Consider the following 15972-nt stretch of genomic DNA (forward strand, 5'->3'; position numbering starts at 1 on the left):
CCTCCCCGCAAGGGGGAGGGGAACTCACCGCGTTCGCCGCTCCAGATCGAATCCAACGTCTGGCGCCACGCCAATCAAGCTTGCCGCCCTCGCTTGTCCCCCAGCGACAACACGCCCCCTCACGCTCCCCGCCTTGTGTTGTCAATTTCCTCGCCACCCCTGTAAAATCTCCCCTGGGAGGAGGCTGGCCCGTGGCGACGGGCGGCCGACAAGGATGATCGAAGGATACGATCCTTATCTCGTCGCGCTCTCGGTCGTGATCGCGAGCCTGGGTGGCTATACCGGTTTCAGTCTCACCGCGCGCATCCGCAGCGGGCCGGGAGAGAATGCGCGCGTGCTGCTGTCCGGCGCCGCCGGCATTCTGGCCGTGGGCATATGGACCATGCATTTCGTGGGCATGATGGCGGCGCCACTGCCGCCTGATGCCGTCTATCTGGTGCTGCCGACCATCATCTCGTTCCTGATCTGCGCGCTCGTGATCGGCATCTCGCTGTTCTTCGTCAGCATCGGCGATCCCTCCCCCCGGCGCGTCGTCCCTTCCGCGCTGCTGCTCGGCGCCGGCATCGCCAGCATGCATTATGTCGGCATGCACGGCCTGTCCGGCTCATTCGGGCTGACGCATGATCCGGCGCTGGTGGCGCTGTCGGTGGCGATTGCGATCGGCGCCGCCTATGGCGGCCTGCGCATCTTCCTGGCGCGGCAGGACGGGCTACGGCTCGCCATCAGCGCGGTTGCGTTCGGCATCGCCGTGTCCGGCATGCATTACACGGCGATGCTGGGAATGCATGTCGTGCCGATGGGCGAGGGACACCACCACGCCGCACCGGGACTTGCTGCGTCGCCGCAAGCGCTCGCGATCGTCGTCGCCGTGCTGTGCTTCGTCATCGCCGCCGGATTTTTGCTGTCGCTGGTGCCGGACCCGCGCCGTCAATCGCAGCCGATGCCGGCCGTTGCCGAGGCTGCGCCGCAATTGGCGCCGGAGCCGGCCGCGACGGCGGCCGAGCCGGTGGTCGAGGTCGCCGCCATGAGCCGGGCGACGGCGGCGCCGCTGGGGGGCATCGGCCAGCCGCCGCGCGCGACCGCGGCGCGATTGCCGCTGGAGGGCGCCAACGGCACCCATTTCATCGATGCCGGGGACGTGCGCAGCGTGCGCGCCGATGCGCACTACACGCGGATCCACGACGGCACCCGCGAGCGGATGTGCCCATGGTCGATCTCCGAGGCTGAGGCGCAGCTCGATCCCGGCCGCTTCATCCGCGTGCACCGCAGCCACATCGTCGCGATCGAGCACGTGATCTACGTCGGTCGGGAAGGCGAGGGCGCGATCATCGAGCTCGATGGCCCCTCGAAGCCGCGCGTGCCGGTGAGCCGCGCCAAGGTCGCCGAGGTCAAGGCGCGGCTCGGGCTGCGGCGGCCGGCCTGAGTTCAGCGCTCGTTTCGCTGCTGCAACAGAGCGCCGCCATTCTCCCCAACGCATGCAACACCGCGCGCGCGTCTTGCGCGGCCGCTCACGCCGTCACTCGCGCGATTGGGTCGCCCTCGCTGACGCAATTCGTGCGCGATCAGCCGCAATTCGTGCGATTTCGCCGCTCTCCGTGCCGGCTTCGTTGCGCGGCCATCGATCCCGATCGACGCTCCGCGCCAATCCGCGATGCGTCCGCGTTCGCACTTCGCTCTCGCAGCACGAACGCCCGCCGCAACAACGCGACGGCCTTGCCGATAAGGCAGGCCAGCACAGGAGAGGAAATGTCATGATTCCTGGCCCGTTCGACTATCACCGGCCGGCGAGCGTCAGCGATGCGATCAAGCTGCTCGCCGACCTCGGCGATGACGCGCGACCGCTCGCCGGCGGCCACAGCCTGCTGCCGATGATGAAGCTGCGACTGGCGACCCCGGCGCATCTGATCGATCTGCACGGCATCGCCGGGCTCAAGGGCATCCGCCGCGATGGCGACCGCATCGTCATCGGCGCGATGACCACGCAGGCCGAGCTGCTGGCCTCGACCGAGATCGGAGCCAGCCTGCCGATCCTGCACGAAACGGCGCTTTTGATCGCCGATCCGCAGGTGCGCTACCGCGGCACGCTCGGCGGCAACGTCGCCAATGGCGATCCCGGCAACGACATGCCGGCGCTGATGCTGGCGCTCGATGCAAGCTACCGTCTGGAGGGGCCGAACGGCGCCCGTGAGGTCGCGGCGCGGGAGTTCTACCAGGGCGCCTATTTCACCGCGCTGGAGCCGGGCGAGATCCTCACCGGGATGAGCATTCCCGTTCCGCCTGCGGGACACGGCTACGCCTATGAGAAGCTGAAGCGCAAGGTCGGCGACTACGCGACCGCCGCGGCGGCCGTCGTGCTGACCATGGCCGGCGGCAAGGTGGCGAGCTGTGTGATCGCGCTCACCAATCTGCACGAGACGCCGCTGCTCGCGACCGACGCGGCCAACGCCGTGATCGGCACGGCGCTCGACGATGCCACGCTGAAGGCCGCCGCGACGGCGGCGCGCGCGATCATGCAGCCGGCGTCCGATGCGCGCGGCCCGGCCGAGTACCGCATCCATGTCGGCGGCATCATGGTGATGCGCGCCCTGCAGCGCGCGGCGGCGAGGGCGAAGTAGCAGGGTGTGCTGACACCGCGGGCCCGCATGCGGTGCCTTCTCGCCCCCGGCACGTCCTCTCATCTCCCCCCCTTTGTGGGGGAGGGGCGGGGAGGGGGGTAGCCCCAAGCGAGACTGCCGCCGTGGACCCCCACCCCCGACCCCTCCCCGCAAGGGGGAGGGGAGCTCACCGCCCGGGAGGCTGATAGCCGGGCCAAAGCTCAAACAAATTTCAAGGGAGCAACCAAATGCCCAAAACCCACATCATGATGAAGGTGAACGGCAGCGAGGTCGAAGGCCTCGCCGAGCCGCGCACCTTGCTGGTTCATTTCCTGCGCGAGCAGGCGCAGCTCACCGGCACCCATATCGGCTGCGAGACCAGCCATTGCGGGGCCTGCACCATCGACATCGACGGCATGAGCGTGAAGAGCTGCACCATGCTCGCCGTGCAGGCCAACGGCTGCGAGATCACCACGATCGAGGGCATGGCCAACGCCGACGGCACGCTGTCGCCGCTGCAGGAAGGCTTCCGCATGATGCACGGCCTGCAATGCGGCTTCTGCACGCCCGGCATGATCATCCGCGCGCATCGGCTGCTGCAGGAGAATCCGTCGCCGACGGAGGCGGAAATCCGCGCCGGCATCTCCGGCAACATCTGCCGCTGCACCGGCTACCAGAACATCGTCAAGGCGATCCAATACGCCGCCGCCAAGATCAACGGCGTGGAATTCCAGGAGGCCGCGGAATGAACGACCTGACTCCCACGCGGGAACAACGCGAAGCCGCGCTCGAAGGCATGGGCTGCCGGCGCAAGCGCGTCGAGGACATTCGCTTTACCCAGGGCAAGGGCAACTACGTCGACGACGTCAAGCTGCCGGGCATGCTGCACGGCGACTTCGTGCGCTCGCCGCATGCGCATGCGCGGGTGAAGGCGATCCACACCGAGGAGGCGCTGAAAGTGCCCGGCGTGCTCGCGGTCATCACCGCCGAGACGCTGAAGACCGTCAACCTCGCCTGGATGCCGACCTTGGCCGGCGACGTGCAGATGGTGCTCGCCGACGGCAAGGTGCTGTTCCAGAACCAGGAGGTTGCCTTCGTCGTCGCGACCGACCGCTATGCCGCCGATGACGGCGTCTCCAAGGTGGTGGTCGAATACGAGCCGCTGCCGGTGCTGGTCGATCCGTTCAAGGCGATGGACCCGGACGCCCCCGTTCTGCGCGAGGATCTCGCCGGCAAGACCACAGGCGCACACGGCCCGCGCAAGCATCACAACCACATCTTCGAATGGAGTGTCGGTGACAAGGAACTCACCGACGCCGCGTTCAAGAAGGCCGACGTCACCATCAAGGAGATGATCTCGTATCACCGCACCCATCCGTCGCCGCTCGAGACCTGCCAGTGCGTCTGCGCGTTCGACAAGATCAAGGGCGAGCTGACGATCTGGGGCACCTTCCAGGCGCCGCATGTGATCCGCACCGTGGTGTCGCTGATCGCCAAGATCCCCGAGCAGAAGATCCACGTCATCGCGCCGGACATCGGCGGCGGCTTCGGCAACAAGGTCGGCGCCTATCCCGGCTATATCTGCGCCGCGGTGGCCTCGATCGTCACCGGCAAGCCGGTGAAATGGGTCGAGGACCGCATCGAGAACCTGACCGCGACGGCGTTCGCGCGCGACTATCACATGACCACCGAGATCGCGGCGACCAAGGACGGCAAGGTCACCGGCCTGCGCGTCCACGTGCTCGCCGATCATGGCGGCTTCGACGCCTGCGCCGACCCGTCGAAATGGCCGGCCGGCTTCTTCAACATCGTCACCGGCTCCTATGACTTCCCGGTCGCGCATCTCTCCGTCGACGGCGTCTACACCAACAAGGCGCCGGGCGGCGTCGCGTATCGCTGCTCGTTCCGCGTCACCGAGGCGGCCTATTGCATCGAGCGCGGCATGGACATTCTCGCGCAGAAGCTCGGCATGGACCCGGCGGAGCTGCGCCTGAAGAATTTCGTCAAGCCGGAGCAGTTTCCCTATCACTCGGCGCTCGGCTGGGAGTACGATTCCGGCGACTACCACACCGCCATGCGCAAGATGATGGAAGCGGTGGACTACGCAGGCCTGCGCAAGGAGCAGGCCGAGAAGCGCGCGGCGTTCAAGCGCGGCGAGACCCGCGAGATCATGGGCATCGGCGTCTCCTTCTTCACCGAGATCGTCGGCGCCGGTCCGTCGAAGAACTGCGACATCCTGGGCATCGCGATGTTCGATTCCTGCGAGATCCGGCTGCACCCGACCGGCGCCGGCATCGCGCGGATGGGCACCAAGAGCCAGGGCCAGGGGCACGAGACCACCTGGGCGCAGATCATCGCCAGCGAGATCGGCATTCCCGCCGACAACATCATGGTCGAGGAGGGCAACACCGACACCGCGCCTTATGGCTTGGGCACCTACGGCTCGCGCTCGACGCCGGTGGCCGGCGCGGCCATCGCGATGGCCGCGCGCAAGATCAAGGCCAAGGCGCAGATGATCGCGGCCTACAAGCTCGAGGTCCATGAAGACGATCTCGAATGGGACATCGACGGCTTCCGGGTCAAGGGCCTGCCCGAGAAGGTGATGTCGATGAAGGATATCTGCTGGGCGGCCTACAACTCGGTGCCGCCCGGCATGGAGCCGGGGCTGGAGGCGGTGAGCTATTACGATCCGCCCAACATGACCTATCCATTCGGCGCCTATCTCTGCGTGATGGACATCGATGTGGATACGGGCGTGTACAAGGTCCGACGCTTCTATGCGCTGGATGATTGCGGCACCCGCATCAACCCGATGATCATCGAGGGCCAGATCCATGGCGGCCTCACCGAAGCCTTCGCCATCGCGATGGGCCAGGAGATCCGCTACGACGCCGAGGGCAATGTCGTCACCGGCTCGTTCATGGACTTCTTCATGCCGACCGCGGTGGAGACGCCGCATTGGGAGACCGACTTCACGGTGACGCCTTCGCCGCACCATCCGATCGGCGCCAAGGGCGTCGGCGAAAGCCCCAATGTCGGCGGCGTGCCGGCGTTCTCCAATGCGGTCAATGACGCGTTCTCGTTCCTGGGCGCGACGCACATCCAGATGCCCCACGACTTCTGGCGCAACTGGCAGGCGGCGAAGAATTTGGGTGTGGTGGCGTAGACTGAAGGCGCTGGCGTTTACCGCGCGAGCGGTGCGTTCCCTCCCCCCTTGTGGGGGAGGGCTAGGGAGGGGGGTACCCCACGGGCAGTGTGCCGTGGAGACCCCCACCCCCAACCCCTCCCCACAAGGGGGAGGGGAGTTCACCTCCGATGACGCTGCAGTCGAACTTGACATGAAAGCCCGCGACGACATCGCACAATCGCTCTCCGCCTGCGGTTATATCGCCGACGGCGAGCTCGCGACTGCCATCACCTTGATGCAGCTCCTCAGGCGGCCGCTGCTGCTGGAAGGCGAGGCCGGGGTCGGCAAGACCGAGGTCGCCAAGGCGCTCGCCTGCGTCCACGGCACCGAGCTGATCCGTCTGCAATGCTATGAAGGCCTCGATCAGAGCTCCGCGCTCTACGAGTGGAACTACCAGCGCCAGCTGCTCGCGATCGAGGCGCATCGCGGCCAGCCGGACACCATCGAGGACCAGATCTTCTCCGAGAAATATCTGCTGGAGCGGCCGCTGCTTGCGGCGATCCGCCGCGCCACGCCGCCGGTGCTGCTGATCGATGAGATCGACCGCGCCGACGACGAATTCGAGGCGTTCCTGCTGGAGCTCCTGTCGGACTTCCAAGTCTCGATTCCGGAGCTCGGCACCATCAAAGCAATCAGCATCCCGCACGTGGTGCTGACCTCCAACGGCACCCGCGAATTGTCCGACGCGCTGCGCCGGCGCTGCCTCTATCACTACGTCGACTATCCCGACGTCGATCGCGAGGCGCGCATCATCCTGGCGCGGATCGACGGCGCCTCGGCGCAACTGGCTCTGCAGATCGCGCGCCTTGTCGACTCCTTGCGCAAGGAGGAACTGCGCAAGGTGCCCGGCGTCGCCGAGACGCTGGACTGGGCGGCGGCACTGGTCGGGCTCGACGTGCGCGATCTCAAGGACCAGCCGGAGATGGTGCATGACACCTTGATGTGCCTGCTCAAGACCCATGAGGACCGCGCGCGGATCACGCGCGAGGTCACGGCGCGGCTGCTGGGGAAGGTCGCATGAGCTGCTGTGGCACCACACCCGACCACGAGGACATGAACGCGGTCGCGCGGCTGGTCGCGGGACGCCTCGGTGCATTTCTCAAGACGTTGCGCGATAACGGCTTTGCGGTCGGCCTGTCGGAGGGGCAGGATGCGGCGGCCGTGATGAGTGCGGGCTATGCCGATAAGCCCGGCCTGTTGCGCTCCGCCTTCAAGCACCTGTTTTCGGCGCGCAAGAGCGAGTGGGATCGCTTCGACGGCCTGTTCGACGCGTTCTGGCTCGGCAAGCGCGTGCGCTCGCGCTCGCTGGTCTCCGGCGCGACGGCGAGAGCGAACAGCCCGTCCCTGAAGAGTCTGCAGGATGCGAATGCCGGTCAGCCGGAGCCTCACGGCGCGACCGATCAGATTCCCTCTGACGAAACCCCACGCGACGCGGGCGGCGAGGGCCTGCGCGAAGGAGCATCGCGCGTGGAGTCCATCAGCGATACCGACTTCCGCAAGCTCGCAGATCCTGACCAGGTCGCGCTGGCGCACGAGGCCGCGGCGCGGCTCGCCCGGGCGATGCGGACACGGCTGACGCGCCGCGATCAGTTGCGGCGCAAGGGCGAGCGGCTCGACCTGCGCCGCACCATCCACCGCAACATCAGCCATGGCGGCGTGCCGATTGCGCTGGTGCACCGGCGACGCAAGCACAAGCCGCTGCGGCTGGTGGTGCTGCTCGACGCCTCCGGCTCGATGAGCCCCTACACCGCGGTGTTCCTGCGCTTCATCCACGGTGTGCTCGACGCCTTCCACGAGGCCGAAGCGTTCCTGTTTCACACCCGGCTTGCCTATGTCTCGGATGCGATGAGGGAGAAGGATGCCGCGCGGGCGCTCGACCGTCTCTCGATGATGGCGCAGGGCGCCGGCGGCGGGACGCGGATCGGCGAGAGCCTGCAGACCTTCAATCGCTGGCACGCGCCCCGCGTCATTCATTCGCGGACCTGCGTGATGATCGTCTCCGACGGCTACGACACCGGTGACCCAGCCTTGCTCGGCCGCGAGATGGCGCAACTGTCGCGCCGCTGCCGCCGCATCGTCTGGCTCAATCCGATGCTCGGCTGGGACGGCTATGCGCCGGAAGCGCGCGGCATCAAGGCCGCGCTGCCCTTCGTCGATCTCTACGCGCCCGCGCATACGTTGAGCTCGCTCGCGGCGCTGGAGCCTTATTTGGCGAGGTTGTGAGGATGCGGATGCGCGGCATCGTTGTGAGCTCAAGGCGCGCTGTCGCAGCATCGGTGGTGCGCTCCCTCCCCCCTTGTGGGGGAGGGCTGGGGAGGGGGGTACCCCGACATCGGTGCAAGACGCCCCCCTCCCTAGCCCTCCCCCACAAGGGGGGAGGGAACATACCTTCTCTGTCGAAGCAGTGTGCTTCCGACAGTCCGCAGAGGAGGCAGTCATGACCGCTGCTCCCGAACTGCTCGATCTCGCCGCGCAACTGAAAGCCAACGACGAGAGCTTCGTGCTCGCCACCGTCGTCCGTACGGTGTCGGTGACCGCCGCGAAGGCCGGCGCCAAGGCGATCATCCGCCCCGACGGCAGCATCGTCGCGGGCTGGATCGGCGGCGGCTGCGCCCGCGGCGCGGTGCTGAAGGCGGCGCGCGAGGCGCTCGCCGACGGCATCCCGCGCATGGTCTCGGTGCAGCCTGAGAACCTGCTCGCCGAGCTCGGCGTCAAGCCGGGCGAAACCAGGGAGGGCGTGCGCTTCGCCGCCAACATGTGCCCGAGCAAGGGCACCATGGACATCTTCGTCGAGCCGGTGCTGCCGCATCCCGCGCTGGTCATCCTCGGCGCGAGCCCGGTCGCGATCGCGCTCGCGGCGCAGGCGCGGCCGCTCGGCTATCACGTGACGCTGGCGGCGCCGGCGTCCGATCTCGTCACGACACCGGAGGCCGATGTGCTGATCGATGGCTTCGCGCTGGATCAACCGGCCGGGAGCAGCCGCTTCGTCGTGGTGTCGACGCAAGGCAAGGGCGACGAGGCGGCCTTGCGCGCCGCGCTCGCCTGCGATGCGGCCTACCATGCCTTCGTCGGCAGTCGCCGCAAGATGGACAGCCTGCGCGACAAGCTGATCAGGGCCGGCATCGACGCCGCGCTGCTCGACAAGGTCAAGGCACCGGCCGGCCTCGATCTCGGCGCCATCACGCCGGAGGAGATCGCGATGTCGATTCTGGCCGAGATCACGCTGACGCGCCGGCGCGGCCAGCGCGGCTGAATTCCGTCATGGCGCGAGCGGCAGGTCGAACGAAACCCTGAGCCCATCCGGCGCGAAGTCGCGCGTGACCTCGCCTTTCAGGGCCGCGCCGAGAATGCGCTCGAACAGCAGCGAGCCGAAGCCGTTGCTCGCAGGTGGGGAGACCTGCGGGCCGCCGTTCTCCTCCCAGGACAGCTTGAGCCGTCCGTCGGCATGGGTCCAGCTCAGCGTCACCCGTCCTGCATCGTTCGACAGCGCGCCGTATTTCACCGCGTTGGTGACGAGCTCGTGCAGCCCCATCGACAGATACAGCGCGACGCCCGGCGGAAGCGGCACGCCAGGACCGTCGACCGTGACACGGTCGCCTTGCAGCGGCGCCAGTTCGGCGCAGACCAGCTCATCGAGCGCGATCGCCTCGCGGCCGCGGTCCAGCGCCAGCGCGTGGCTGCGGGTCAGCGCGGCAATGCGGCCGCGCAGCACCTCGCCGAACGCGGCCAGCGCCGAATCGGCGCGGATGCTGAGCGCGATCACGCTGTCGACCAGCGCCAGCGTGTTCTTGACACGGTGATTGAGCTCATGGACGAGCACGCGATGGTGCTGCTCGATCGTGCGCCGCCGTGCATTCTCGGTGCGCAGCGCGATCTCGTCCATCACGATCTCGCTGAGCTCGGTGAGCTGGGCGATGTCGTCGTCGCTCCACGGCCGCGGCTCGTGATCGATGGCGCAGAGCGCGCCGATCACCTCGCCGCTCGGCAGCCGCAGGGGGACGCCGAGATAGGCGATCACGCCGAAAACCGGCACCGCGAGATTGTCCTTCACCAGCGGATGCTCGTTGGCGTCGCTGATCACCAGCGGCTGCGCCGAGGTCACGACGTGCTGGCAGAAGGAGTGGCTGAGCGGCGTCTCGCGCAGCGACGCCCACGGCTCGCACAGGCCGACCGAGCTCTTGAAGAACTGCCGGTCGCGATCGACCAGCGCGATGATCGCCGCCGGAGCCTGCAGCAGCCGCGAGGTCAAGCGGGTGACGCGATCGAAGCCCGGCTCCGGCGGCGAGTCGAGCAGCTCGGTCTGCAACAGGGCAGTCAATCGGTCTGGCGCGGAGGCGTCGCGATCGGACGTCATGCAGCTTTCGTCGGTCGGGCGTTCAGCCAGTGACAGGTTGCAAGACGGACCGGACGGAGCGCAAATCCGGAGCCGGTCGATCGTGCGGCGCAGTGGTATTCGGCTGGAACGAAGCCGGCGCAGAGACGAGATGAAGCCATCAACGCGGCCATCGCCGCGCCTCAGGGGCGGGGCGAATCCCGGTTCCACGCAGGTAACCAAGTGGCAGACTATGGCCTGACCAAGGCAAGTTTGGCATTCCGCCGCAGGTTCTCTTTGGTATGCATTATACCCGTCAGCCCCCCTTGACCGCACCCGCCGTCAGGCCGGCCACGATCTGCCGCTGCGCGAACACGGTCAGCAGCAGCACCGGCAGGGTCACGATCAGCGCGGCCGCCGCGAGCGGCCCCCACGAGAGCTGATCGAACGAGATCATGTTGTAGACCGCGACCGGCAAGGTGCGGGTCTCGCGTCCGGCCAGCACGATGCCGAACACGAAATTATTCCAGGAGAAGATCACCGCGAGGATGAAGGCGACGGCGAGGCCGGGCTTCGCCACCGGCAATGCCACGTGACGGAAAACCTGCCAGCGCGTCGCGCCATCGATACGCGCGGCTTCTTCGAGCTCGATCGGCGTGGTCTCGAAATAGCCGATCATGATCCAGATCACGATCGGCACGGTGACGACGAGATGGATGATGATCTGCGGCCATAGCGTGCCGAGCAGGCCGAGCCACTGAAACAAGAGGAACAGCGGGATCAGATAGGACAGGCCCGGCGTGATGCGCGCGATCAGGATCACGATCGCGGACTTGTGCGCGGCCATGCGGGCGATGCCGTAGCCGGCGGGCACGCCGACCAGCATCGCGAGCGCCGTCGCGCCGCCGGTCACCACCAGACTGTTCTTGAAGTAGGTGAAGAAGCGGTTGGACGACAGCACGTCGGCATAGTTCTTCCAGGCGAAATGCTCCGGCCAGAACACCGGCGGATACGCGGCGTTGTCGACCTCGTACTTCACCGACAGCGAGATCATCCAGAGGAAGAACAGGATCGCCGGCGAGACGATGAGGAAGACGCCGAGCGCGAGCCCGAGCCGGCCGAGGATGGTCTGCGCGCTCATGTGTCGCTCCCCAGCGCATTCCACTGCGCGCGGCGGCGCAGCACCAGCAAGAGCGCAGTCAGCGCGATGATCAGCGCGAAGAACACCACCGCGATCGCCGACGCATAGCCGAGGTCGTAATAGACGAAGGCGACGCTGTAGAGATAGAGGTTGATGGTCTCCGACGCCGAGCCGGGCCCGCCTTGGGTGATCGCGAAGATGATGTCGAAGCTCTTGATCGCGTCGATGGCGCGGATCATCGCGGCGATGAACAGGAACGGCATGATCAAGGGCAGGGTGATGTAGCGGAACATCTGCCAGGTGCTGGCGCCGTCGATCTGTGCGCTCTCGTACGGCTCCGTCGGCAGCGAGGCGATGCCGCCGAGCACGATCAGCATCACCAGCGGCGTCCACTGCCAGGTCTCGACCAGCACCAGCGAGGGGATCACCGTACCCGGATGGAAGACCCAGAGCTGCGGCGGCAGGCCGACCAGCGACAGCAGGTAGTTGAGGATGCCGAGCTGCGGATGGAACATCATCGTCCACACCAGGGCGATCGCCACCGGCGTCGCCATCATCGGCATGATGAACAGCGCCCGCAGCAGTCCCCGGCCGGGGAAGCGGGCATGGAAGATCACCGCCGCGAAGGTGCCGAGCACCAGCGGCAGCAGCACCGATAGAGCCGTATAGGACAGCGTGTGCCCGACCGACTCGACGAAGCGGGGATCGGCCGGCAGCCTGAGATAGTTCGACAGCCCGACGAAAGTCGTTGGCGAACCGACCTTCCACTCCTGGAAGCTCATCCAGATCGTGAACAGCCAGGGGAAGATGATCACCGCCAGCACGGTGACCAGCGCCGGGATGACGAACGGCCAGTACGACGGCGGCCGCAGCGCACGTTCCGGCGCAGCCGCCTCCGCTGCCGCGCCGGCCTGTTCGACGATCGTGCTCACGCTTTCTCGCTGCGCTCCAGGATGGGGCGGAACTGTTCGTGCGCCTTCTTTAGCTCGGTGGCGGGATCGGCGCCCGACAGCGTCGCGGTCAGCGCCGCACCGACGAGATCGCGGAATTCGGCGACCGGGATGATCACGGGCAGGCCGAGCTTGGAGATCTTGCCGGAGTCGATCGCCGACTGCAGCCACTCCTTCGGCATCTTCACGCCGCCCTGGACCCCGGGGTCGTTGAGCACCGAGTTGCGGAACGGCACGCCGCCGCCGGCCTGCACCAGGCGGGCGCCCTGCGGCTTCGACACCAGCCACTGGCACAGCAGCCAAGCGGCTTCCTTGTTCTTGCTCGCGGCCGCAATGCCGATGCCGTCGCCATAGGTCGCCGAGTACTGCCCCCTCGGTCCTGCGGGCACCACGGTGTAGCCGACCTTGCCGACCACGCGCGAGGCGTTGGGATCCTCCAGCGGCGGCGCCCAGCCGACGCCGTCGATCCACATCGCCGAGCGGCCTTGCGTGAACGAGGCCATCGACTCCATCCAGTTGAAGCCGGCCACGCCCGGAGGCGCGCAGGTCGTCAGCAGATTCTGATACAGCTTGGTGGCCTCGATTGCCTCGGGGCCGTCGGTCAGGATGTTGCCCTTGGCGTCCAGGAACTCGCCGCCATAGTTGAGGAAGAAGTTCGTCCACAGGGTCATGTTGGCGTTGCGCAGGCCGCGTCCGACAAATCCGAACGTGCCGTCCTTGGCATCGGTCAGCTTCTGCGCCGCCGTGACCATCTCGTCGAGCGTCTTCGGCACTTCGACGCCCTTCTTCGCGAACAGCTCCTTGTTGTAGTAGAGGATGAAGTAGTCCACCGACCATGGCAGCGAGAACATCCGGCCCTTGTCGTTGCTGGCGTAACTGAGGCCAGCGGCGGAGAAATCGCTCTGCACGAGGTCCGGCGCGGTGAGGTTCGGGTCCTTCATGAAGTCGGTGATGTCGGCGAGCCAGCCGGCCTTCTCGAACTGCCGCTTCTGCACGTGATAGCTGAGATGGACGACGTCGAAGCTCGGCTTGCCCGACGACAGTTCGATCACGACCTTCTGTCGCTGCTGCTGCTCCGGGATCTGCTCGGATTCCACCTCGATGCCGGTCAGCGCGGTGAATTCCTTGATGTTCTTCTGCAGATTGTCGCCGCGCGGCCCCTTGGCCAGGATCACCTCGAGCTTGGTACCGGCATATTTCTTCCACTGCGGCTCCGACCAGGCGGGCTGGCCGGTGAGCGCAAGCGCGCCTGCTGCTGCCGTACCCGCAAGCATGTTGCGGCGCGTGATCGCGGTCATCATATCCTCCCAGAAGACTTCTTGTTTGGTCGTGAAGTGTAGCGCGATCCAGCGGCGCTGCAACAGCATGGTGCCCGTTCGACTGGGGATGCGACGACAGCGCGTGGTGCGATGCGGCAATCCGTTATGCGCCCGATGCGGCTGTGAAATCCGTCCGCTCCAGCAGCCACGACAGTGCAAAGCCGGCGACGAGCCCCCAGAACGCGGCGCCGATGTTGAGCAGGGGCACGTCGGCGACGGTGACGAGGAAGGCGATCAGGGCGCCGAGCGAGAAGTTCGTTCTGAACGCGGTCACGAACGCCGTTTGCAGCACGCGCAGCATAGCGAGGCCCGCCAGCGCGGTGATCAATGATTTCGGCGCGATCAGCAGCAGCGTGGTGAAGGTCGGCGCCAGCAGGCCGAAGCCGAGCGCCAGCACGCCCACGACCATCGCCGCGGTATAGTGGCGCTTGCGCTCGCCGCCGGAGACGACGATGGCGTTGGTCGGTCCGGTCAGGCAGGTCGACACGCCGCCCACGACAGCCGCGAGCGCCGAGCCGATGCCGCAGGCGACGGTCACCACATTGACCGGCGGCTTGTGCCCGGCGGCGGTCAGCACCGCAAAGCCCTGGCCGTTCTGCACCACCAGCACGGTGACCGCGAGCGGCACGATCAGCTCGATCATGGCCGCGAGCGACCAGGATGGCGTCGGGATCACCGGATGGATCAGCGCGATCTGCACCGACGCATTCTGATCATATTTGCCGAACAGGAGAGCCGCGAGCGTGCCGATGACGAGCGCGCCGATGATCGGCGGGCAGCGCCGGCCCAGCGCAGGGAGCGCGGTCAGCAGCAGCCAGAGCACGACCATCGGCCCGGCGATGGCAAAGTCGGCGAACACGGCGCGGACGAGATCGAGGCCGAAGCGCAGGAATACGCCGGCGACCATGCCCATCACGATCGGCATCGGCACCAGTTGCATCGCGCGCTTGACCCAGCCGGTGAGCCCGAGCACCAGCATCAACAGCGCCGTGCCGTAGAACGCGCCGACCACCTGCGGGAAGCTGAGATGCGTCAGCGACTGGCCGACCAGGACGGTGCCCGGAATGGTCCAGAACAGCACCAGTGGCTCGCGATAGCGCCACGACAGCGCAAGCGTGATCAGGCCGTTGATGAAGAACACGCCGAAGATCCACGACGCGATCTCCGCCTGCGACAGCCCGCCATTGGCGCCGACCGACAGGATGATGGCGACCGGTCCGGTGATCGCGAACAGCCAGCCGATGAAGCCGTGCGAGGCGTAGAGCGGACCGAAGTCGTCGGCGATCCGGGCGGCGCTGGGCGGCGGTCCGGCCGGGCGTTCGATGGCGCTGAACATGAGGGCGGGGCTCGGCTGTGTTCTTGTTGTTGTCCTTGGCGTCTCGTGGGATGTTGTGAACCAACCGCATCAGGTGTGCAAGGCGCCCGCCCATCGCCCATGCGGCTGGCTCTGCGCGGCGGCAACGGTTTCGATTGACGGGTTGGGACTCATCCGGGCTATCTTTGGCCATGAGCTGGTTCATGAGAAAACGTCTCCGTGCCGTCTTTGGAGACTTTGTGTCTGAAGAGACCTTGGAGGCGCTCGGCCAGCGCGACCTATCCGTCCCTCCACTCCAGCGCACGAGAGTGTGCCATGTGCTGCTTCAGGTTCGCGACGATACGGCCGAGACGATCCCGACCTATCGCTCCGATGCCATCGAGCTGATCCTGCGCGAGGGCGCGATCGTCGAGAACGTCCTGTCCTCGTTCGTGTCGGCTGTCTTCATGTTGGAGACCAAGACGCCTTTGGATCCGATCAAGGCAACGCTCGATCGGCTCGGCCCGAACGTCCGCGCGGTGTATCACCTCAGCGACCATCTGCGTGGGGTGATCGCGTCGACCAGCCGCTTAGACTATGGCACCATCGTTCCGAACATGGGGGCGGCGCTGGAGATGCTGCTGCGCCTGGAGTTCGGTTCTGTAGAGCGGCTCGAGGATGAGGCGGGATCGGCGTAGCTCGAGCTCATCAGCAAATTCTGACAGGCTCAGACTGCCCGCCGGGCAAATCGTCTTGTCCTCGCAAAATCCTGTCCACCCCTTCGGATAAAAATAAATCGCTTGACGGTTTCGTAAAATCAGCATTATGGTCCCGCTCGTTCCGTTGCGTCGGAGGGGACGTATCGCGGTCGTCATGGACGTCGGCAGCGGAATGCGATGGGCGGGTCGGGTCGCAGCGTGATTCAGTTCGCGTCGACGAACGATGCGGCCCGCACGGTCAAGTCGCGCGGTCCTGGCACCCCGAAGCTGGTGTCCCGCGTAACGCGCGCAAGCGCGTTGCGCGCACGGTGGCCAACAAGCCGGCGCACCGGGGAGAACGCGAAGCAGCCGTCAAAACCATCGCGCAGGGAGGGCCGGGGGCGGATTCAATTGGTCGTCGCAACACTCGATGAGGAGGTTGCGATGGGCATTCGAAAGAAACGGTCAACGCGGGGC

General features: G+C 66.7%; 13 protein-coding genes. 8 read left to right on the forward strand and 5 right to left on the reverse strand.

What is annotated here, in order from left to right:
- Positions 1–214: 214 nt before the first annotated feature.
- The 7 genes from QW861_RS24115 (at position 215) to QW861_RS24145 (ending at position 9034) form a co-directional block, all read left to right on the forward strand.
- The gene (locus QW861_RS24115) at positions 215–1423 is read left to right on the forward strand and encodes an MHYT domain-containing protein (RefSeq protein WP_315714061.1); all 1209 of its coding nucleotides are present in this window, start codon (positions 215–217) and stop codon (positions 1421–1423) included.
- Between the two features lie 328 nt (positions 1424–1751).
- Positions 1752–2615 carry a xanthine dehydrogenase family protein subunit M gene (locus tag QW861_RS24120; RefSeq protein ID WP_315752708.1) on the forward strand — a complete coding sequence of 288 codons (864 nt, stop codon included), beginning with the start codon at positions 1752–1754 and terminating at the stop codon, positions 2613–2615.
- Between the two features lie 227 nt (positions 2616–2842).
- Positions 2843–3343: a (2Fe-2S)-binding protein gene (locus tag QW861_RS24125; protein WP_315752709.1), complete on the forward strand. Its 501-nt coding sequence runs from the start codon at positions 2843–2845 to the stop codon at positions 3341–3343.
- Complete coding sequence (locus tag QW861_RS24130) at positions 3340–5760, forward strand: aerobic carbon-monoxide dehydrogenase large subunit (RefSeq protein ID WP_315752710.1); 2421 nt, start codon at positions 3340–3342, stop codon at positions 5758–5760. The genes QW861_RS24125 and QW861_RS24130 overlap by 4 nt, the downstream gene beginning before the upstream one ends.
- A 172-nt stretch (positions 5761–5932) precedes the next feature.
- Complete coding sequence (locus tag QW861_RS24135) at positions 5933–6802, forward strand: MoxR family ATPase (RefSeq protein WP_315752711.1); 870 nt, start codon at positions 5933–5935, stop codon at positions 6800–6802.
- Positions 6799–8004, forward strand: coding sequence for a VWA domain-containing protein (locus QW861_RS24140; RefSeq protein ID WP_315752712.1), 1206 nt, complete (start codon positions 6799–6801; stop codon positions 8002–8004). The genes QW861_RS24135 and QW861_RS24140 overlap by 4 nt, the downstream gene beginning before the upstream one ends.
- A gap of 214 nt (positions 8005–8218) precedes the next feature.
- Positions 8219–9034 (forward strand): XdhC/CoxI family protein, encoded by an 816-nt coding sequence (locus QW861_RS24145; RefSeq protein WP_316169345.1) that lies wholly within the window; start codon positions 8219–8221, stop codon positions 9032–9034.
- Positions 9035–9040: 6 nt separating this feature from the next.
- On the opposite strand, the gene QW861_RS24150 is transcribed toward QW861_RS24145, so the two are convergent.
- The 5 genes from QW861_RS24150 to QW861_RS24170 form a co-directional block, all read right to left on the reverse strand.
- Complete coding sequence (locus QW861_RS24150; protein ID WP_316193560.1) at positions 9041–10135, reverse strand: HWE histidine kinase domain-containing protein; 1095 nt, start codon at positions 10133–10135, stop codon at positions 9041–9043.
- A 274-nt stretch (positions 10136–10409) separates the two neighbouring features.
- A complete protein-coding gene (locus QW861_RS24155) occupies positions 10410–11234 on the reverse strand; it encodes a carbohydrate ABC transporter permease (protein WP_315714069.1) in 825 nt (274 codons plus the stop codon).
- Complete coding sequence (locus tag QW861_RS24160) at positions 11231–12166, reverse strand: sugar ABC transporter permease (protein ID WP_315714070.1); 936 nt, start codon at positions 12164–12166, stop codon at positions 11231–11233. The genes QW861_RS24155 and QW861_RS24160 overlap by 4 nt, the downstream gene beginning before the upstream one ends.
- The gene (locus QW861_RS24165) at positions 12163–13482 is read right to left on the reverse strand and encodes a sugar ABC transporter substrate-binding protein (RefSeq protein WP_316193561.1); all 1320 of its coding nucleotides are present in this window, start codon (positions 13480–13482) and stop codon (positions 12163–12165) included. Before QW861_RS24165 ends, QW861_RS24160 begins: the two co-directional genes overlap by 4 nt.
- Before the next feature lie 124 nt (positions 13483–13606).
- Positions 13607–14839 (reverse strand): benzoate/H(+) symporter BenE family transporter, encoded by a 1233-nt coding sequence (locus QW861_RS24170; RefSeq protein WP_316166503.1) that lies wholly within the window; start codon positions 14837–14839, stop codon positions 13607–13609.
- 170 nt (positions 14840–15009) lie between these two features.
- On the opposite strand from QW861_RS24170, the gene QW861_RS24175 reads away from it, so the two are divergent.
- Positions 15010–15495, forward strand: a complete 486-nt coding sequence (locus tag QW861_RS24175; RefSeq protein WP_315752718.1) for a hypothetical protein — start codon at positions 15010–15012, stop codon at positions 15493–15495.
- Positions 15496–15972: the final 477 nt, after the last annotated feature.

Origin of the sequence: Bradyrhizobium sp. SZCCHNRI1029 (assembly GCF_032487555.1) — a bacterium.
Classification (GTDB): Bacteria; Pseudomonadota; Alphaproteobacteria; order Rhizobiales; family Xanthobacteraceae; genus Bradyrhizobium.